General features: G+C 56.7%; 16 protein-coding genes. All 16 read left to right on the top strand.

The features are described from left to right. The first annotated feature begins 22 nt into the window (after positions 1–22). The 16 genes from LKE88_RS05855 to LKE88_RS05780 all read left to right on the top strand — a co-directional run bounded on the left by LKE88_RS05855 (position 23) and on the right by LKE88_RS05780 (position 18,297). Positions 23–1,174: an iron-containing alcohol dehydrogenase gene (locus LKE88_RS05855; protein ID WP_118287052.1), complete on the top strand. Its 1,152-nt coding sequence runs from the start codon at positions 23–25 to the stop codon at positions 1,172–1,174. 10 nt (positions 1,175–1,184) lie between these two features. Continuing rightward, complete coding sequence (locus LKE88_RS05850) at positions 1,185–1,691, top strand: HD domain-containing protein (RefSeq protein ID WP_231087021.1); 507 nt, start codon at positions 1,185–1,187, stop codon at positions 1,689–1,691. Then, entirely contained in the window at positions 1,688–2,551 is an 864-nt protein-coding gene (locus tag LKE88_RS05845) for an alpha/beta fold hydrolase (RefSeq protein ID WP_231087019.1), read from the top strand. The genes LKE88_RS05850 and LKE88_RS05845 overlap by 4 nt, the downstream gene beginning before the upstream one ends. 21 nt (positions 2,552–2,572) lie before the next feature. After that, on the top strand, positions 2,573–3,121 hold the full coding sequence (locus LKE88_RS05840; RefSeq protein WP_118287049.1) for a nitroreductase family protein: 549 nt from the start codon (positions 2,573–2,575) through the stop codon (positions 3,119–3,121). Positions 3,122–3,285: 164 nt separating this feature from the next. Continuing rightward, positions 3,286–3,825: a flavodoxin family protein gene (locus tag LKE88_RS05835; RefSeq protein WP_118287048.1), complete on the top strand. Its 540-nt coding sequence runs from the start codon at positions 3,286–3,288 to the stop codon at positions 3,823–3,825. Between the two features lie 223 nt (positions 3,826–4,048). Then, positions 4,049–5,521, top strand: coding sequence for a phosphoglucose isomerase-related protein (locus LKE88_RS05830; RefSeq protein ID WP_118287047.1), 1,473 nt, complete (start codon positions 4,049–4,051; stop codon positions 5,519–5,521). 166 nt (positions 5,522–5,687) lie between these two features. Further along, on the top strand, positions 5,688–6,563 hold the full coding sequence (locus LKE88_RS05825) for a DUF2971 domain-containing protein (protein ID WP_105326010.1): 876 nt from the start codon (positions 5,688–5,690) through the stop codon (positions 6,561–6,563). Between the two features lie 36 nt (positions 6,564–6,599). Beyond that, positions 6,600–8,036, top strand: a complete 1,437-nt coding sequence (locus LKE88_RS05820) for a hypothetical protein (protein WP_118287045.1) — start codon at positions 6,600–6,602, stop codon at positions 8,034–8,036. Continuing rightward, on the top strand, positions 8,002–8,163 hold the full coding sequence (locus LKE88_RS05815) for a hypothetical protein (protein WP_160101811.1): 162 nt from the start codon (positions 8,002–8,004) through the stop codon (positions 8,161–8,163). Before LKE88_RS05820 ends, LKE88_RS05815 begins: the two co-directional genes overlap by 35 nt. A 221-nt stretch (positions 8,164–8,384) precedes the next feature. Beyond that, the gene (locus LKE88_RS05810) at positions 8,385–10,526 is read left to right on the top strand and encodes an NAD-dependent epimerase/dehydratase family protein (protein WP_276803029.1); all 2,142 of its coding nucleotides are present in this window, start codon (positions 8,385–8,387) and stop codon (positions 10,524–10,526) included. Continuing rightward, entirely contained in the window at positions 10,523–11,419 is an 897-nt protein-coding gene (locus LKE88_RS05805; RefSeq protein WP_118287043.1) for a tetratricopeptide repeat protein, read from the top strand. Before LKE88_RS05810 ends, LKE88_RS05805 begins: the two co-directional genes overlap by 4 nt. Beyond that, positions 11,412–13,004: a DUF2194 domain-containing protein gene (locus LKE88_RS05800; RefSeq protein ID WP_276803027.1), complete on the top strand. Its 1,593-nt coding sequence runs from the start codon at positions 11,412–11,414 to the stop codon at positions 13,002–13,004. Before LKE88_RS05805 ends, LKE88_RS05800 begins: the two co-directional genes overlap by 8 nt. Before the next feature lie 15 nt (positions 13,005–13,019). Beyond that, positions 13,020–13,253: a hypothetical protein gene (locus tag LKE88_RS05795; RefSeq protein WP_276803026.1), complete on the top strand. Its 234-nt coding sequence runs from the start codon at positions 13,020–13,022 to the stop codon at positions 13,251–13,253. 12 nt (positions 13,254–13,265) lie between these two features. Next, positions 13,266–14,717, top strand: a complete 1,452-nt coding sequence (gene pelF / locus LKE88_RS05790) for a GT4 family glycosyltransferase PelF (RefSeq protein WP_118287041.1) — start codon at positions 13,266–13,268, stop codon at positions 14,715–14,717. Further along, positions 14,693–16,162 (top strand): exopolysaccharide Pel transporter PelG, encoded by a 1,470-nt coding sequence (pelG, locus tag LKE88_RS05785; RefSeq protein ID WP_118287040.1) that lies wholly within the window; start codon positions 14,693–14,695, stop codon positions 16,160–16,162. The genes pelF and pelG overlap by 25 nt, the downstream gene beginning before the upstream one ends. Then, positions 16,159–18,297 carry a peroxidase gene (locus LKE88_RS05780; protein WP_105326004.1) on the top strand — a complete coding sequence of 713 codons (2,139 nt, stop codon included), beginning with the start codon at positions 16,159–16,161 and terminating at the stop codon, positions 18,295–18,297. The genes pelG and LKE88_RS05780 overlap by 4 nt, the downstream gene beginning before the upstream one ends. Positions 18,298–18,299 lie beyond the last annotated feature (2 nt).

The following is an 18,299-nucleotide window of genomic DNA, read 5'->3' as shown; positions in this document are numbered from 1 at the left end:
ATTAGCAAAAGGAGAGAAGCATATGAGCAGAGTATTTTGCATTCCGAAAAAGGTGGTTACGGGCCAAGGGGCCTTGGAAGTTCTGGGCAGCGGGCTGGAAAGTTATGGGAAAAAGGCTCTATTGGTTACGGGCAAGCATGCGGTAAAGGACGGTACGGCGGGCCGGGTGGAAAAACTGCTGGAACAGCAGGGTATTGGGCTGGCGCTGTACGACGGGATTTCCGGGGAACCCACGGATACCATGATTCTGGAAGGGCTCCGGGAATACCGGGCTGCGGGCTGTGATTTTCTCATAGGTCTGGGGGGCGGCAGCCCTCTGGATGCCATGAAGGCCATTGGGGTGCTGGCGGTGCACCCTGGGAAGCTGTCGGACTACTTGGGCAAGGAGATTGCCGGGCCGCTGCCGGGAATGGTTGCCATTCCCACCACGGCGGGCACTGGGTCGGAAGCTACCCAGTTTACCATTATTACGGATACGGCAACCCAGGTAAAAATGCTGCTGAAAGGGGCGGCCCTGCTGCCGGACCTGGCCGTGGTAGATTCGGCGCTGTCGCTGTCGGCTCCTGCCAGGGTAACGGCTTCCACGGGCCTGGACGCACTGACCCACAGCATTGAGGCCTATACCTCCAAAAAGGCCCAGCCTCTGACGGACACCCTGGCGCTGTCCGCGGTGAAACGGATTTTTGCCAATCTGCCCACCGCCTATCGGGAGGGGCAGAATGCTGAGGCCCGGGAAGAAATGGCTATGGCGGCCCTGGAAGCGGGCATGGCTTTCAACAATTCTTCGGTGACCCTGGTCCATGGCATGAGCCGGCCCATTGGAGCGCTGTTCCACGTGCCCCATGGGCTTTCCAACGCCATGCTGCTGGGGGTCTGCCTGGAATACGCCCTACCGGGAACGTATGAGCGGTTTGCTGCCTTGGGCCGGGCCGTGGGGGCTGCAGAGGCCTCTTTACCGGACCACGCGGCTGCGGAAGCCTTTTTGGCAGCGGTGCGGGACCTGTGCGAGACCTGCCAGGTGCCCACTTTGGCCGAATACGGCGTTGACCGGGCGGCTTTCTTTGCCCAAATCGACAAGATGGCAGAAGATGCCATGGACAGCGGCAGCCCTGCCAACACCCGGCGGGTACTGAATGCGGGCGTGCTGAAAGAATTGTACAAGAAATTGTGGTAAGGAGGCCTTTATGCTGGAACCCTTGGAACGGCTGAAGCTTGCTATGGCGATTTATAATCAGGGAGATCCCAAACGGCTGCAGCACCTGCTGAAGGTGCACAGCCTGGCCCGGCTTTTGGGGCAGCTGGAGGGGCTGGACGGAGAAACACTGTTTCTCCTGGAAACCACGGCCCTGGTCCACGATATAGGCGCCCGGAAGGCGGAGGCCCTGCATGGGGCGGCGTTCCGGCGATACCACGAAGCCCTGGGGGTACAGGAAGTTCCTTCCGTACTGGAACCCTTGGGGTATACCCGGGAGCAGGTAGAGCGGGTGCAGTTTATAGTGGGGCACCATCACCAGTACGGGGCCATTGACAGTTTGGCTTTCCAGGTGCTGGTGGAGGCGGATTTTATGGTGAATGCCTACGAAAAGCAGCTGCCGCTGACGGCTGTGGCCAATTTTCGGGATAGGATTTTTCGGACGGCCGAAGGCCGCAAATTGCTGAATACCATGTTTGGTCTAAAGGAGAAATCATGACAACATTTCATACCATCAAAGTGCAGGGCCTAGATATTTTTTATCGGGAGGCTGGAAATCCGGAGAAGCCGGTACTGGTGCTGCTCCACGGCTTCCCCTCGGCCAGCCATATGTTCCGGGACCTGCTGCCCCGGCTGGAACAGGATTTTCATATGTACGCCCCGGATTACCCGGGCTTTGGCCAATCGGCCATTCCTTCCCGCAAGGCTTTTGCCTATACCTTTGACCACCTGACAGAAGTGGTGGAGGGCTTTTTGGAGGCTTTGGGGCTGCATTCTTTCTTTCTGTATGTGTTTGACTATGGGGCGCCCATTGGTTTTCGGATTGCCAGGAAGCATCCGGACTGGATCCGGGGCATCATCAGCCAGAACGGCAACGTGTACGAGGAAGGACTGGGGGCCAAGTGGGCCGCTCGGAAGGCGTATTGGGAGCATCCCACGCCGGAACTCCGGGAGCAGTACAAAAGTGCTTTTGCCCCGGAGACCATTTATGGCCAGTATACCTTTGGCACGGAGCCGGGCAGTGTGTCTCCAGACGGGTATTCCCTGGATATTTTCTACACCCAGCGGCCGGAGTATGCAGAAATCCAGGCAGATTTGCTTTTCGACTACCAAAACAATGTGAAGCTGTACCCGGCCTTTCAGGAGTACCTGCGAAAGGAGCAGCCGCCGCTGCTAGCGGTATGGGGGAAGAACGATCCATCCTTTATCCCCGCTGGGGCGCTGGCTTTCCAGCGGGATCTGCCCCAGGCCGTCATCAAACTGGTGAACAGCGGCCATTTTGCCCTGGAATCCTGCTGTGAGGAAATTGCCCAGGCCATCCGGGAGTTTGCCAAGCCCTTGTGCCAAGGAACAAAATAAAAAAGAACCAAAGGAGTCAGTATGGAAACCATCGATTGCATCAAAACGCGCCGGTCCGTCCGGCAATTCACCGACCAGCCGGTAAGTCATGAGGAGCTGGAACAGATTATCCAATTGGCCGCCTATGCGCCCAGCTGGAAGAACACCCAAACTTCCCGGTTTATTGCGGTGTATGATCGGGCCAAGCTGACCCAGCTGGCGGAAGAATGTATTCTGGGTTTCAAAGGCAACTACAACACCATTTTGCACGCTCCCTGTCTGGTGGTGCTGACCACCGTGGACGGCAGGTCCGGGTACGAACGAGATGGTTCTTTCACCACCTCCAAGGGGACCCATTGGCAGTCCTTTGACGCGGGAATTTCGGCCCAGACCCTGTGCCTGGCCGCTCACCAGCTGGGGCTGGGAACGGTGGTCATGGGCATTTATGATGAGGCCAAGGTGGCCCAGGTGGTGGGGGTGCCGGAAGGCCAGTCCGTTTCGGCGCTGATTGCCCTGGGGCATCCGGCAGCGGTACCGGCCATGCCCAAACGCAAGGAGCTGGATACGCTGCTGTCCTACCGGGAAGGCTGAAACAAAGCAAAACAAAGTAAAACAAAGTCAGCTGGTCACTACTTTTATACGTTTTAGGCATGACTCTGCATAAAGGCAAAGTATTTGTTATAGAACCGGTATAAGCTTATAATATATAGCGATACGATGACAAAAAACGAGGTTAAGCTGTAGGGGGAGGAAATATGTCTAAAAAAGTTCTTGTGATTTCCAGCAGTTTGTGGAAAAACAGCAATTCGGAGGCGTTGGCCCGGGCCTTTGCCAAAGGGGCTGAGGAAGCGGGAAATGAAGTGGAGTTTGTGAGCCTGCAAGGCAAGGAGCTGCAATTTTGCATTGGCTGCCTGTCCTGCCAAAAGACCCAGCAATGCGTGCTCAAGGATGCTGCTCCGGCGATTGTGGCTAAAATGAAGGAGAGCCAGGTGCTTGCCTTTGCATCTCCCATCTATTATTACAGCATTTCCGGGCAGCTGAAGACGCTGCTGGACCGGGCCAACCCGCTGTTTCCTGCGGATTATCAGTTCCGGGATATTTATTTTCTCAGCGCAGCGGCGGAAGAGGATCCTGCCACCCCGCAGGGGGCGGAAACGGCCATCCAGGGCTGGGTGGACTGCTTTGCCAAGGCGCAGCTCCGGGGTACGGTGTTTGCGGGAGGCGTGACCCTGCCTGGAGAGGTAGAGGACCAGCCGGCGCTTGCGGAAGCAGAGGAACTGGGCAGGAACGTGTAACGGCGTTAAGGGAAAAGGCTTGGAAAATGAACGTTCATTTTCCAGGTCTTTTTTGTTGCGTACAAACTTTTCTTTGCTTTACTTTGCTAAAGATTCCCCGGTACTTTGTTCCAACTGGTGCAAAATTTGCAGGGTTTTGCAGGGTTGGGCACTTTCCTCTTTTCGGCAGGGATATTAGATGATATAGTAACAATAACGAATATGGCTGGGGGAAGGGATTTTTATGGAGGAATGTAAACGGTTTACGCTGCCTTCTGGTTTTGTGTTTGATGTGTCTAGGCTTGTGGGGGAAGGCCGCATTGACGCTGAGGAGCTAGAGCAGTTAAAAGAGCGGGTGCAGCAGGCGGCGGAAGGGCTGGCACAGTTGCGGCAAGCGGGTTTGGCCAAGGGGCATTTGTCCAAGGATGGGTCCCCGGAGCCGGTGTACTATGCCTGGCTGCCCTATGTGGCAGAGGGGCACCCCAATACCCCGGAGCTGCTCCGGAAACTGAAGGACTTTGGCCGGGGGGTGCGGCAAAAGTACGATGCGGTGGTTTTTTGCGGGGTAGGGGGCTCCTATCTGGGGGGTAAGGTGCTGTATGATTGTCACGCCAGCGCCTATTGGCCCCGGGAGGAAAAGGGCCGGGAACCGGAAATTTTCTTTAGCGGCAACAACCTGGATGCGGAAGATTTGGAACGGGTCTATGAGCGGCTGGTGCTGGCAGCCCGGCTTTTGCAGGTAACGGAACACCGGGCGTACCGGGTACTGCTGCTGCCCATTTCCAAGTCGGGAACCACCCTGGAGACCACGGCGGCCTTTCTCCATTTCTGGGCTGCGCTGCACCGGGAGGCGCAGCTGTTTCAGGTGGGAGGCGCAGTGGTGACGGACGCCCGGGCAGCAAACGGGCCCCTCAACCGGCTGGCGGCGGAGCACCAGTGGCCGCTTTTTGACGTGCCGGAGGGTGTGGGGGGACGGTTCAGCGTGCTGTCCACCCCGGGGCTTTTGACCGCAGCGGTGCTGGGCATGAATCTGGAGAAATTGCTCCAGGGCGCCCGGGATATGGACCAGTGGTGCCAGAAAAGCACCGTGTGGGATAATCCGGCCCTGTGCAATGCGGTGCTGAAGTATGCGGCGGCCAAAAATCACGGCTGTCCGGTGGAGATTTTCATGCCCTACGTGATGCGGCTGAAGGCCCTGGGGGAATGGTATGTGCAGCTGCTCTCGGAATCCCTGGGAAAACGGCAGAACCGGAACGGGGAGACGGTGTTCTACGGCCGGACGCCGGTGGTGGCCATTGGCACCACGGATATGCACGCCCAGACCCAGCTCCACCAGGACGGGCGCCGGGACAAGGTGGTGCAGTTCCTGTTTGTGGAGAATCGCCAGGACAAGATTGCCCTGCACAATCCTTTCCCGGAAATCCCGGAGTACAATCGGTACGAAGGGCTGGATGTGGGGAAGGCCCTGAAGGCGGCCCTGGAGGCCAACCAGGAGGCCCTGGCCGGGGACAACCGGCCAAGCGGACTGATTTCCCTGCCGCTCCTCAACGAATATTATTTGGGGCAGCTGTTCTACTTCCTGATGCTGAGCATTGGCTACGAAGGGGAGCTGGCCAATGTAGATGCCTATGATCAGCCCGGGGTGGAAGTGTATAAGAAATTGATGCAGGGGAAACTGGTTCCCCCTTTGCAGGCAGCGAAGCCCGAGCCTAGCTGAAATATAGAACAGACGTAGCGCTTTCTAGTATCTAGAAAACGGTACGTCTTTTTGCTTTGCCCAAAACTCTGCTTTCTGCGTCAACAAATCCGGCGGGATTCCTTTTTATCCAGGGGAAAATATGATAAAATCTATGCTGGAATCGTGTAGAAAGGAAGCCTGAACTATGTCACCCATTGCGGAAGATCGAATCATCTACCACTATTGTTCTGTAGATGGATTTATGAATATTATGAAGAACCGAAATCTGTGGCTGACAGAGGCTTCATTTACCAATGACGCCTGGGAGAATCAGATGCTGGATCCGGTGTTTGAACGGGCTTTGGCAGAGCTGGTACGGGACGGAGAAGTGGCCCAGGACCAGATGGCCCAGGCCAGGGACTTGTATTATCACCATTCGGCCTGCTTTATTTTTCTGGGGTGCTTTTCTTCGGAAGGGGATTTGCTGCCCCAATGGCGTTCCTATGCGGACGATGGCCGGGGCTTTGCCATTGGGTTTGCGCCCTCCAAGATGAACTTCGATACCCACAGCGTGCATTTGAATGCGGATTTCCCCAACAAGTATTTTTTGAAGGAAGTCATCTACATGAACGAGGCCCATACGGAACGGTTTATGCCTTTGGCCAAGAACTGGATCCGGATGCGGCTGACCCGGGGAAGACATTTCACCGGGCCGGAAATTCGCCGGGCCATTGCAGATGATGCGGCTTTTTCTTCCCTGCGCTACTACTGCAAAAACGACAGCTTTCAATTTGAGCGGGAACTGCGGGCACTGTGGCTGCCCATTCTCCTGAAAGATGAGAACGGGAACATGGTAAAGCAGAATGAAAAAGCCTATCAGCAGATCCGGTTCCGGGGTGAGCGGGATCAAATCATTTCCTATACGGAGATGCCCTTTGCGGCGGACTGTATCAAACGGATTGTCATCGGGCCGAAAAACGAGATGAAGAATCATCAGGATGTACTGAAGATTTTTCTGGGTGCTTCTGGCTATGACGATAAAAACATTGAAATTGGAGTTTCTATGAGTTCCTATCGCTAGGACTGGAAACTCTGCTGAACCAAAAGGAGAACTCGGATGACGGAAAAAGTAATGAATCTGCCAAGCCCTTCCATTTATGAAGTAATTGAACACAATTTGGACCCCAATCTGAAGCTGCCTCGGGAGTTTTCCCTGCGGGCCCATCGGCGCAGTCCAGGGGAAAAACTGGTGTATGCCGATGGTTTTATGGAGGGCAACCTGACGGGACCGGATCCGGGAGAAGAGACCAGCCAGGAACTGCTGGAGATTTTGGAAAAGCTGCGGGACAAGCAGTTTGGAGAAGCCCTGAAAGCCCTGAATGCCTTCTTTGACGAAGATGAGGAGCTGATGAATCCTTTGGTGGGCATGGTCCACGAGTTCATCGGCCAGCAGGATCAGGCTGTGGTAGGCGACCTGATTTATTTTGCCAAGCATCTGTTAGTGGAAACGGACCGGATTGAGCTGGTGAAGTTTGCTCTTACCCTGCTGGAATACTATCCTTCGGAATACGATATGGAAGTGGGCCGCCAGATTTTGGACCTGGCCCAATGCAATGAATTCACGCTGTTTGCCCTGCGGAATATGGTCCAGTGGGATGATTCCCAGGAAATGATTTTTGAGCTGATTCAGCACGTGTATGGCTGGGGCCGGATTTTTGCCATGGAAGTGCTGGATCCGGAGCCTGCGGAGGTACAGCACTGGATGTTGGAACAGGGCTGGGACAACGATGTGAACCCGGAATATACGGCTCTCATGATTGCCACGGATGTGAAGCTGGATGAGGTGCTGCGCCAGGCCGAGAAAATTTCGGAAGCAGCCTTCCGGGGGGCCAGCGTATTGGTTGAAGGGCTGCTCCAGGATGAGCCCATTCCGGGGATTTCGGAGTGGCCGGATCCCTTGGGGCTGCTGAACCATTATTTGGAACAGGCCCTGGAACGGAAGCTCAGCTGGAAGGAATACCAGACCATTTGGCATGTGGTCCAGTTCGGGGAGCAGCACAAGGACCAGCCGGGCATGACGGGGCTGGTCACCAAGGGCGGCAAGCTTTTGACCACCTTCGCCTGTGCGGAAGTGGTAATCAAGGCCATGGAGCAGGGGGAAGGGTTTGAACTGGCCCGGGCCCTGGAACTGCCCTACCACCCGGCGGCGGAAAAGCTGGTGCGGGAAGACCCGCTGGGGAATGTGGAACTGCTGTCCTATGCGTTAACCACGGACCAGCTGAACAATCAGGAGCTGACGGGGCTGTACGAAAAGGCACTGCCGTTAGAAGCCCTGGCAGCGGGAAGGGTGCAGCCGGGCGGCGACGAATTGGAGCTGGAACTGGCCTATATGCAGCTGGCTATGGTAGTGGGACAGCTGTATGGCTTCCCCGGAGTGGGGGAAGACCTGGTCCATGCGGCGCTGCACTGCGGCAATGCTTTGTGCCAGGAAGTGGCCCAGCAGGTGGAAGAACAGTGGCATGATTTGGGCTGGAGCCACCAGCTGTGTAATTAAAGAAGAACGCGTCAGGGAAAAAATGGAAGCATTTTTCCCTGACGTTTTTATTTGGAAAGAAGGAATTTCTTTCGCTTTTTATTCTTTTTGGCAGGGGATAGCGTTAAAAGAATTGGCCAACTCCTAGTCAACTATGGTAGAATGATTAGAAGTATAATATAACGAATGTTTGTTGCTAAAATACAGGAATGCCGTTTCTCTTAGTGAGTCTCCTGAAAAATATTCCTAAAATCCAGGGGACTGACGAAAGGAGCTAAGGGAAAACGGCTGGTGGGAAAATGCCGGCAAGGAAAAAAACAGGGGCCCTTTTGGGCACTGAACTGGTGATAAAGGAAAGGAGGCGGGTCCATGACGGCAGCTAGGCGCAGAACGGTATTGTGCATTGGAATGCGGGAAACGGTGGCCCTGAACCTTTCCAATTTGTTTCAGAAGGAAAATTGGCAGGTGCTGTTTCTGGGTAAGAACCCGGGAACATATGAAGGGGCACGGACGTATCAGGTGGACGTAATGGAGGAGGGGGCCGCCCAGGTCTTTCAGGTCCAGAAACCCAATCTGCTTTTGGTGAATCTCCAGGCGGCACAGGGACCGGATACGGCTGCCCATCTGGAAAGAATCCTGTCCCTGGCAGAAAAAAGCAAGGTGGACCGGATTCTCCTGATTTCCGGGGCTGAGGTGTTTGCCCCGGGAACCCAAGATGCCACGGAAGAACTGGCACCCAACCCGGCAGAGGAGCATGGACAGCTGCTGGCCCGGCTGGAAGCGCTGGCACTGGCCTGGAAAAAATACAGCAAGCTGAAACTGACGATTTTGCGGGTGCCGGAGGTGTACGGGCCGGGCAAGCGGGCCCAGAGTGGCTTTATCGGAAGCTTTTTCCGGGCGGTGGCAGGCAATACCCTGATGCCCCGGTGTGACCAGGAATATCCCCGGGATTTTTTGGCCACCCAGGATCTGTTTTACGGGATTATCCAGCTGCTCCAGCGGGATTATCAGGGCGACCTGCTGCATTTGGGTACGGGCCAGGGACTGACCTATGACCAGTTTTGCCAATTGGCCGCTACCTTTGTACCGTACCTGCCCAAGGTGGACCCGGACCAGTTCCAGCCCTACGGCCAGGCCCAGCTGAACAGTGACCGGGCAGCCCGGGAAATTGGCTGGCGGGCAAAGCAGCCGTTAAAGACGGGGCTGCAGAGCATTTATGCCAGCTTGCAGGAAGCGCTGCGGCTGGAACAGGAGAACGCAGAAAAACGGCAGCACCATTCCTGGCAGGACCGATTCAACCAGGAGCGGCTGCCCTATGCGGAAAATGTGGCCGGAGCGCTCCTGATGCTGGGGTTCCAGTATCTCCAGGGGGACACGGTAAGCAGCCTGACGGGTTTTGATTTGTGCTATGTATATATTGCCGTGATGGGGCTTCTCTACGGCCAGCGACAGGCGCTGATTGCGGTATTGTTTTCTGTTTTGATTTTTGCCCGGCGGATGTTGGTGCTGGATTCCACCCTGCTGACGCTGCTGTACCTGCCCCAGCATTTGATCCATCTGGTATCCTATGCCTTTGTGGGGATGGTAACGGCATACTTTCGGGAAGAAGAAAACTTTAAGCTGGCGGCGGCCAAGTGGCAGGAAAAGCACGACCAGGAGAAGTATGCCTTTTTACGGAATTTGTTTGAAGAAAATGTCCAGGTAAAGGACCAGCTGTACCGGCAAATCGTCAACTCAGACGACAGTATTGGCCGGCTGTACTATATTTTGCAGAAACTGGATTCGGCGGAACCGGAAAACCTGTACACCCAGACGGCGGTGGTAACGGCGGAGATTTTGAACGTGGAGAATGTGATCATCTACGTGGTGAGCCACAACCGGCAGTATCTGCGCCAAAAGGTGCGGGTGGGGCAGGACACGCTGAAGCAGTCCCGGTCCCTGAAGGTGGCGGATTATCCATATTTGAAGTCCGTACTGGCCGGCAAGAGCCTGTTTGTGAACCGGGAGCTCAGCGCCAATGCTCCAGACCTGGCGGCTCCCATTTTGTATCAGGGGCAGGTTTGGGCAGTAATCCAGGTGTACGACCTGAATTTTGACCAGTGGAGCCTGTACCAGCAGAATCTGCTTTCCATTACGGCCCGGCTGGTGTCGTCTTCTTTGGCCCGGGCCTATGCCTGGGAACTGGAAACCCAAAAAGCTCGGTGCCTGCCAGGAACTCGCATTCTCAAGGAAGCAGAATTTGCCAAAATCCGGGAAGAATACCGGAAGCGCCGGGAGCTCCAGCGGGATTATGCCATCAAGTTGCTGGAGGTGGCGGCGCCCCAGGGCGGGGACTACGAACAGCTGGATACCCTGCTGGAAGGAAAAATCCGGGCCGAGGACTTTATTGGCCTGTGGGAAAACAAAGCCTGGGTACTGCTGCCGGACTGTACCGAGGCTACCCTGAAGCTGGTGCGGGACCGCCTGGAAAAGGCTGGCCTCAGGACGGGAGAAAGCAGGGATATCCTATGACCGGGAGTGAACTGTTTGGGGGCCTTTATGCCCTGACGGCAGTCCTGTACGGGGGCTATCTGCACTGGTCCGGCAAGAACCGGTACCAGAAGCTGGCAGAACTGCTGATTGTTTTGCTGGTGCCCGTGGCCGGCGTGGTGCTGCTTACCCTGGTACAGCTATTTTCCACCTTTTTTGGCATCAACGGGGGCCATACCCTGGAAGACCGGGACCCGGGGACGGACTTTGCCCTGGGGGACCGGGACTACAACGGGAATATGGTGCCGTTAAATGATGTGTATCTGCTGGGTAATTCCCAGCTGAAGCGGCAGCTTTTTACGGATTCTATCAAGCAGGATGTGGTCACCAACCAGGCCATTTTGCGCCGGGCCATTCAGGATGAGGATCGGGAAATTGCCTATTATGCCGTGTCCCTGCTGACGGCCAAAATGGAAAGCCTGGGGGAGAAAATCCACCAACTGGAAGAACAGCTAAAGACGGCAGCTCCCGACAACCATGAACTGATGGACCGGTACGCTGGGTGCCTGAAGCGGTTTTTGTCCAGCGGCTACGGAGATGCAGCTACCCGGGCCCGGCAGCAGGAAGCCTATATCCGGGTACTGGAGGTGCTGGCCCAGAAAATGCCGGAAAAATCCATTTACTACGAAGAAGAAATCAAGGCCCTTTTGGCCCAGCACAGAATGGAGGAGGCGGCAGCGGTGTGCCGGAGCTTCAGGGAAAGTCACCCGGACGACGAGCGGCCCATTTTGATGGAAATCCGCCTGCACCAGGCCAAACGGGAGCCGGAAGCGCTCCAGGCCTGCATCCAGGAACTGAAGGCACTGCCCAAGGCGCTGTCGCCGGAGGCTCTGAAGGTGCTGCGGTACTGGGACCGGGAGGTGCACCATGAATAAGCGGGGAATTTACGCACTGTTTTTTGTGGTGGTCCTTTTGGGGTGCTTTTTCCAATATACCCGGCTGGACGGCTTCCTGCACCTGAACCCGGCGGCCAACAAGTTCCGCCGGATTGAAAATCTGCCGGTGCAGGTGGATTGGAGCCAGGTGGAAAATCTGCCGGTAGAAAACTATATCGTCATTTATGATCCCACCAGTGTCCGGAGTATGTTCTGCCGGCACAATGCAGAACGGACCCTCCAGGCCAAAAAGAAACATTTTGAGAGTGTGGACCTGCGGCAAAGCATGGCCATTCCCCAGGATACCCAGGGGGTTGTGGTAACTACTGGCCGGCTGGGGGCCGTTGCGGCCCTGCCCCAGATCCTGCAATATGTGCAGCAGGGGGGAACGCTGGTGGTGCTCCAGCAGCTGGAACTGGGCGGGGATAAGCCCCTGGCCCCGGAAACCCTGCGGCAGCTGGGCATAACAGGCCTCAAGGGGAACGGAAAGCCCCAAAGCGTGACGGGCCTATCCATGCGCACCAATTTTCTCATTGGGGCCAAGGGTGAAGAAATTGTCACCGGCCGGTCCTACAATACCTATGTACTGCCTGTGGAATTGGGCCCGGAGGCGGTGGTCCATATCACCGACCGGAGCGGCAGCGTGCCCCTGGTGTGGCAGGAACCCCTGGGCCAGGGAGAAATGTATTTCTACAACGGGGTGGAACGGGAGGACAAGTCCAACCGGGGAATCCTGATGGCCATGCTGGCCCACTGCGGTACGGACACCCTATATCCGGTGGTGGGGGTAAAGATTTTCTTTATCGACGATTTCCCGGCACCGGTGCCGGAGGGCTACTATGAAAAAATCTACCAGGAAACGGGACTGTCCACCTCGGACTTTTACCGGAAGGCCTGGTGGCCGTTTATGAAGCAGCTGGCCCAGCGGGAAAAAATCAAGTTTACCGGGGTCATTATTGAAAGCTACAATGACCGGGTGCATCCGCCCTTTGACCCGCAAAACGGCCGGAATGCCCGGGACGCGCTGGTGGTCTATGGCCACGATCTGCTGAACATGGGCGGGGAAATGGGCCTGCACGGGTACAATCACCAGCCTCTGGTGCCTCCGGGCTACCAGGACCATGAGCCGGACTACGTGCCCTGGACCAGCGAAGAAGATATCCAGGCAGCCCTAACGGAGCTGCGCCGGTATGTGTACCAGGCCTATCCGGAATATAGTTTTGAAGTTTACGTGCCGCCTTCCAATATTCTTAGCCCCATGGGCAAGGACGCCCTGAAAAAAGTGTTCCCGGAACTGAAGATTTTTGCGTCCCTGTATGATGGGCCGGCGGACGAGCACGCCTATTACCAGGACTTTCGCCGGGAACGGGGCGGGTATTACGATATTCCCCGGATTTCCTCAGGGTATGTGCCGGACCAGTCCGCCGTCTACGGGGAGATCAGCGCCATCAATGACCTGGGGGTCTTCAACCATTTTATCCATCCGGACGAAATGTTCTACGAGGAAAGTGCCAAGCTGTCCTGGAAACAGATGCACGACAGTCTGGAGGACTTTGTCCGGGAGCTGTCCCAGCGCTATCCCTGACTGAAGGCGGTAACGGTGTCGGAAAGCCTGCCCTATTTTGACACGTATTACGATTTGGATTACCGGGTGGAGCGGTCTCCTGAAATGCTGGTGCTCCATTGCCGGAACTATATCCGGTCGGCCCGCTTCCTGCTGCGTTCCCAGCGAACCTTGGACCATGTCCAGGGCTGCCGGGTGAACAAGGTGGAGGACGGGGTGTATTTTGTGGAAGTGACGGATCCGGTGGCCCGGATCTACTGGAAAAACTAGAAAGGAGAAGCCATGAGAATTTGCCTTTTGACCGAAGGGTCCTACCCCTATGTGGTAGGGGGCGTTTCTTCCTGGGTGCAGATGCTCATGGAAGGGCTGCCGGAATATGAGTTTGTGGTGTACTCCATTGGGGCGGAAGCCAAGGACCGGGGACACTACAAGTACAAGCTGCCGCAAAACTGCGTGGGTATCCAGGAGGTGTTCCTGGACGAAATCCTGAACCTGAAGGCAGGGACCATGCAGGAACACGCCCTGACAGAAGCCCAGCAGCAGGTGCTGGAGGAACTGGTCAAGGGGGACCAGCCCATCAACCTGGACGGGCTGGTGGATATTTTCCGGAACAAGCACTGGGAAAGTCCGTTGGATATTTTTATGACCGGGGACTTTTTCCAGGTTATCCGGAAAATTTATGCGGAGCGGTACGATTACCTGCCCTTTACGGAATTTTTCTGGACCCTGCGGTCCATGCTGCTGCCCCTTTTCTACCTGCTCCAGCAGGAGCTGCCGGAAGCGGACGTCTACCACAGTGTGGCTACGGGCTACTGCGGCGTGCTGGGGGGCATTGGGGCGGCGGTGTACCACAAGCCTTTTATGATTACCGAGCACGGCATCTATTCCCGGGAGCGGGAAGCGGAAATCATCAAAAGCGACTGGGCCAAGACGGATTTCAAGTCCGTGTGGATCCGGTATTTCTACAACCTGGCCAAGCTGGCCTACGAAAAGGCGGACCATGTGTTCACCCTGTTTGAGCATAACGGGCAGATTGAAAAGGAACTGGGCTGTGACCCTAAGAAAATTGCCATTGTGCCCAACGGCATCCATATGGAGCGGTTTGCGCCCATTCCGGAACTGACGGACCACGGGGGCACCATCAATGTGGGGGCAGTAGTGCGGGTGGTGCCCATTAAGGATATCCTGACCCTGCTGCGGGCATTTTTCCTGGTGCACCAGGATATGCCGGACACCCATTTGTACGTGATGGGAAATATGGAAGAAGACCCGGAATATGCCCAGCTGTGCCTGAACACAGCGGAGCTGCTGGGGATTACGGAAGCGGTGACCTTTACCGGGTCCATCCAGGTAACGGAATACCTGCCCAAAATGGATATTCTGGTGCTGTCCAGCATCAGCGAGGGGCAGCCGCTGTCGGTACTGGAAGGCTTTGCCGCCCATCGGCTCTTTGTGACCACGGATGTGGGCTGCTGCCGGGAACTAATCTACGGGGACAGCCAGGATACCCTGGGGGATGCAGGGATTGTGGTGCCGCCTTTGGATTTTGAGGCTATGGCCCGGGAAATTCTCCGGCTGGCCCGGAACTTCCCCCTGCGGCACCAAATGGCCCAGGCCGGGTACGAAAGAACCCTCCGGGGCTATACCTACGAGCATTTTATTGATTCATATCGCCGGATTTACCGGGAGGAAGGAGAGCTGGGAGCATCATGGCAGGCGTTGGCTTCGAATTAAAAAAACTGTTCAAGGCCCGGACCGCTACCGGGAAGCTGAAGGCGTATTCTGCCTCTTTGGTGATTACCACAGGGCCGTTTATCCTGCTGGCGGGGATGATGCTGACCATCCAGGGGCTGTTTGCCAAGGCCCAGGTGCCCCAGTCCGAATCCCTGCTGTTTATCGGTACTACGGTGTACGCCTTTGTGTTTTCCCAGATTCTGTCCAGTGGGTTTGTGACGGCGCAGACCCGGTATCTGGCGGATTGTCTTAGTGAAAAGCGGTACGGGGACATTACGGCGTCCCTGTTTGGTATCAACGCCCTGCTTTTGGGACTGGGGGCCCTTGCGGCCTTTTTGTTCTATTTGCCCAGTCCCCTTCCCTGGGTGGACAAGGTGCTGGGATACCTGTTTTTCAGTGAGATGCTGCTGATTTGGAGCCAGGGGGTGTACCTGACGGCGGTGCGCCAGTTTAAGGGGCTGGTGCTGGGCTATCTGGCAGGGGCAGTGGCAGGGGTATTGGTCACCGGGGTTTTGCTAACCGGCGGAGAGCTGCCGGCTGCCCGCTGCGGCGTGGCTGGAGTGGATGTGGGCATGGGCATGATTGTGCTGACCTTCTACCTGGCTTTGTACGATTATTTTGGACCGCCCCGGCAGGGCCGGGTGTTCTGGTTTCTCTCCATTTTGGACCAGCATTGGAAGGTGTTCCTGGAGGCCATGGCTTATTCCCTGGGGCTGTTTCTCCCCAACCTGATGATTTGGCAGGGTTCCTGGGGCACGGTGGTGGGAGGAACCTACCGGTTTGCCCCGGTGTACGACATCATTACCTGCTATGCCTTTTTGTCCATTCTGCCCCTTAGAACCATGTTTGTGGTATCTGCAGAAACGGAATTTTACGACCGGTACGCCATTTATTTTGATGCCATTATCCATAAGGGCAATTATCGGGATATTGAGGATGGCCGGCAGACCCTGCTGTTTACCATGTGGTTTGAACTGCGCAAGCTCATGGGCTTCCAGTTCCTGTTTACCCTGCTGGCTTTGGCCGGGGGAACCTATGTGCTGACTCTGGCCAACGTGGATTTTGAGGCAGCCAATTTGTATGATATTCTTCTGATGGCGGCGTATTTTACCGGGGTTACGGAAGTCATCAGCATCCTGTTCCTGTACTTTGATGCCCAGGAGCAGGCCCTGCGGTTGATGGGGCTGTACTTTCTGGGTACCCTGGTACTGGGGCTGGGGGGCATTGCCCTGTTTGGGGAGAGCAGCTACGGCTTTACCTTCTTCCTGTCCAGCGGCCTTGCCCTGTTCTACGGGCTGCACAGCCTGGACCATTTTGCGGACCGGCTGAATTATTATATTTTCTGCGGCCAGCCCATGTTTTACCGGCCCAGGGTTTCGTTTATGACCCATTTGCGGGATAAACTCTATGGGGTGAAGGAATCCCAGAAAGGAGGGTCCTTGTGAACCAGCAAACGAAGCGGAAAGCAGCGGGCCTTCTGGCGGTGATTACGGGGCTTGGAACCTGGGGCGTGCCGGCCCTGGGGTTTGCGGCCTCCCGGGATGTGCTCCACGATGTCCGGTCCCAACTGGACAGCCTGCGCCAATCCCGGGAGGAAATCCGGTATTATCACCAGGCCCAGGCCGATGTGAAACGGGCTCGGGTGGATTTGGAACAGGCCAGGGCAGGTCTTGCTGAGGCCCAGAAAGGCCGCCGGGAAGCGGCAGTGAACCTGGGACAGGTGCTGGCCAATTTGAACGCGGTGAAAAAAGCCCTGGCAGAAACGGAAGCCGCCCTGCAAAAGGCCCAGGCAGAAAGTGCCAAGCGGACCCACGCGGCGCTGGCGGCCCAGCGGGCGGTGGTGCAGTTTACCCCGGCCGTGCAGGCGGCCCAGGCGGACCGGGATGCCAAGGAGGCGGCTGCCAAGGAACGGGAAGCGGCCTACGAGGCCAAGGAAAAGGCCGTGGAGAACCGGGATACGGAGGCCCTCCGGGCGGAGGACGCCCAAAAAGAAGCTTTGGTAAAGCAGGCGCTGACTGCCGTAAATTATGAACAGAACCGGCTGTTGGACGCAGAAGATATGGTGAACGATGCCCTGGACAAGCTGAACGGGCAGGAGGATGCGGCGGAGCAGGAAGCCCAGGCAGAACTGGACCGCTTGGCCCAGCAGATGGATGCGGCCAGCGAGGCTTTGGATGCAGCGGACCAGAGACTGGATGCGCTCCAGCAGCAGCTGGACGCTTTGACGGATGCCCGGGAGCAGGCGGAAGACGCCGAGCGGGATGCCCGGGAACAGGTCCGGGACTACCAGCAGCAGGCCGTGGAACTGACGGTGGAAAAGCAGCAGGCGGAAAAAGACGAGGCAGAAGCCCAGGCCTACGATTCCGAAGCGGCCAAATGGCTGGACGACGCGGAGAACTGGGCCCGCAGCGCCCTGAAGGAGCGGCAGCGGGCGGACTACGCCCTGGCCCATTTTGGGGAAGGGGCGGGCTGGCAGACCGGCGTGGAATTTGACAGCTGGAAGGGCCGGGAATCCGGGCATCAGCTGTTTATTCCCTTGAATTTTTACCAGGCAGGACGGATTAGCGGCCACCGGGTGGATATTGGCCTTTCTACGGGCTATGTGCAATCGGATACCCATAAGAGCCACGGCAGCGTGTCGGGCTGGGCGGATACCCAGCTGAGTGCCGAACTGCGCAATGACCACAAGCAAAACAGCGTCCGCTACCAGCTGCTGTTTAATCTGCCTACGGGGCAGAGTGCCATCTACCAAAATGCCGTGGTGGGAAATGATTTGGCCCGGATGACGGATTTTGGTGCAGGGTTCCAGGTGACCCCGGGCCTTGAACTGATCCACCACTTTACGGAGCGGGACAGTCTGGCGGCCAGCGTCCAGTACACGCTCCGCCGGAGCTACGACTATTCCAAGGAAGTGCCGGGGGCCCAGGTGGACCCGGGGAATGCTTTCCAGCAGGAGGTCAGCTACCTCCATGCAGGGCCCAAAACCCAATACCGTTTGGGGGTGGTCCACAGCCATGCGGAGAGCTCCTACCAGGACACCATTTTCAGTGAGCTGCGGGAAGTGGAAGTGCCCAGGACGCTGCATAACGGTAAGGGCGGCCCCCAGGGCGGCGAAGGGGGCACCCAAACTGTAACCCGGGAATTCTGGGGCCGGGACAGCCGGCTGCACTACCGGGAAGGGGACGATTGGGAGCTGAGCTGGTTCTACAATGACCAAATTACAAAGCGGGACGAACTGTCCCTGTACGGCATTTGGAACCTGGTCAGTGCCGGCTGGGGCTACCGGAATCAGGCGGTACACCGGCTCAGTGCCGGGGCCGGTTGGCTGCACCATATGAATGAGCGGCAGGAATGGCATATCCTGGCGGGGTATAAAGATGTGACGTCCAACTGGGATCCGCTGCGGCTGGAACTCAACAGCGGTGCCTATAAATACTATTCCCTGCTGCTGGGCTTTAGCTGGCAGCTGGGCGCCAAAAATCGTCTAAGTCTGGACGGGGAACGGTTCCGTCGGAAGGATGACCGTGGCGGTTCCTATCGGGGCTGGAAGGTGCTGTGCACCCTGAACCAGTCCTTCTAAAA

Source organism: Acidaminococcus hominis, assembly GCF_022484025.1.
GTDB classification, from domain to species: Bacteria; Bacillota; Negativicutes; order Acidaminococcales; family Acidaminococcaceae; genus Acidaminococcus; species Acidaminococcus hominis.
Note: the sequence above shows the minus strand (reverse complement) of the source record. Positions and strands in the feature narration are given on the sequence as shown.

Coding starts and splice junctions, on each gene's coding strand:
- LKE88_RS05855 (WP_118287052.1), top strand. CDS start 23: ATGAGCAGAGTATTTTGCATTCCGAAAAAGGTGGTTACGGGCCAAGGG.
- LKE88_RS05850 (WP_231087021.1), top strand. CDS start 1,185: ATGCTGGAACCCTTGGAACGGCTGAAGCTTGCTATGGCGATTTATAAT.
- LKE88_RS05845 (WP_231087019.1), top strand. CDS start 1,688: ATGACAACATTTCATACCATCAAAGTGCAGGGCCTAGATATTTTTTAT.
- LKE88_RS05840 (WP_118287049.1), top strand. CDS start 2,573: ATGGAAACCATCGATTGCATCAAAACGCGCCGGTCCGTCCGGCAATTC.
- LKE88_RS05835 (WP_118287048.1), top strand. CDS start 3,286: ATGTCTAAAAAAGTTCTTGTGATTTCCAGCAGTTTGTGGAAAAACAGC.
- LKE88_RS05830 (WP_118287047.1), top strand. CDS start 4,049: ATGGAGGAATGTAAACGGTTTACGCTGCCTTCTGGTTTTGTGTTTGAT.
- LKE88_RS05825 (WP_105326010.1), top strand. CDS start 5,688: ATGTCACCCATTGCGGAAGATCGAATCATCTACCACTATTGTTCTGTA.
- LKE88_RS05820 (WP_118287045.1), top strand. CDS start 6,600: ATGACGGAAAAAGTAATGAATCTGCCAAGCCCTTCCATTTATGAAGTA.
- LKE88_RS05815 (WP_160101811.1), top strand. CDS start 8,002: ATGATTTGGGCTGGAGCCACCAGCTGTGTAATTAAAGAAGAACGCGTC.
- LKE88_RS05810 (WP_276803029.1), top strand. CDS start 8,385: ATGACGGCAGCTAGGCGCAGAACGGTATTGTGCATTGGAATGCGGGAA.
- LKE88_RS05805 (WP_118287043.1), top strand. CDS start 10,523: ATGACCGGGAGTGAACTGTTTGGGGGCCTTTATGCCCTGACGGCAGTC.
- LKE88_RS05800 (WP_276803027.1), top strand. CDS start 11,412: ATGAATAAGCGGGGAATTTACGCACTGTTTTTTGTGGTGGTCCTTTTG.
- pelF (WP_118287041.1), top strand. CDS start 13,266: ATGAGAATTTGCCTTTTGACCGAAGGGTCCTACCCCTATGTGGTAGGG.
- pelG (WP_118287040.1), top strand. CDS start 14,693: ATGGCAGGCGTTGGCTTCGAATTAAAAAAACTGTTCAAGGCCCGGACC.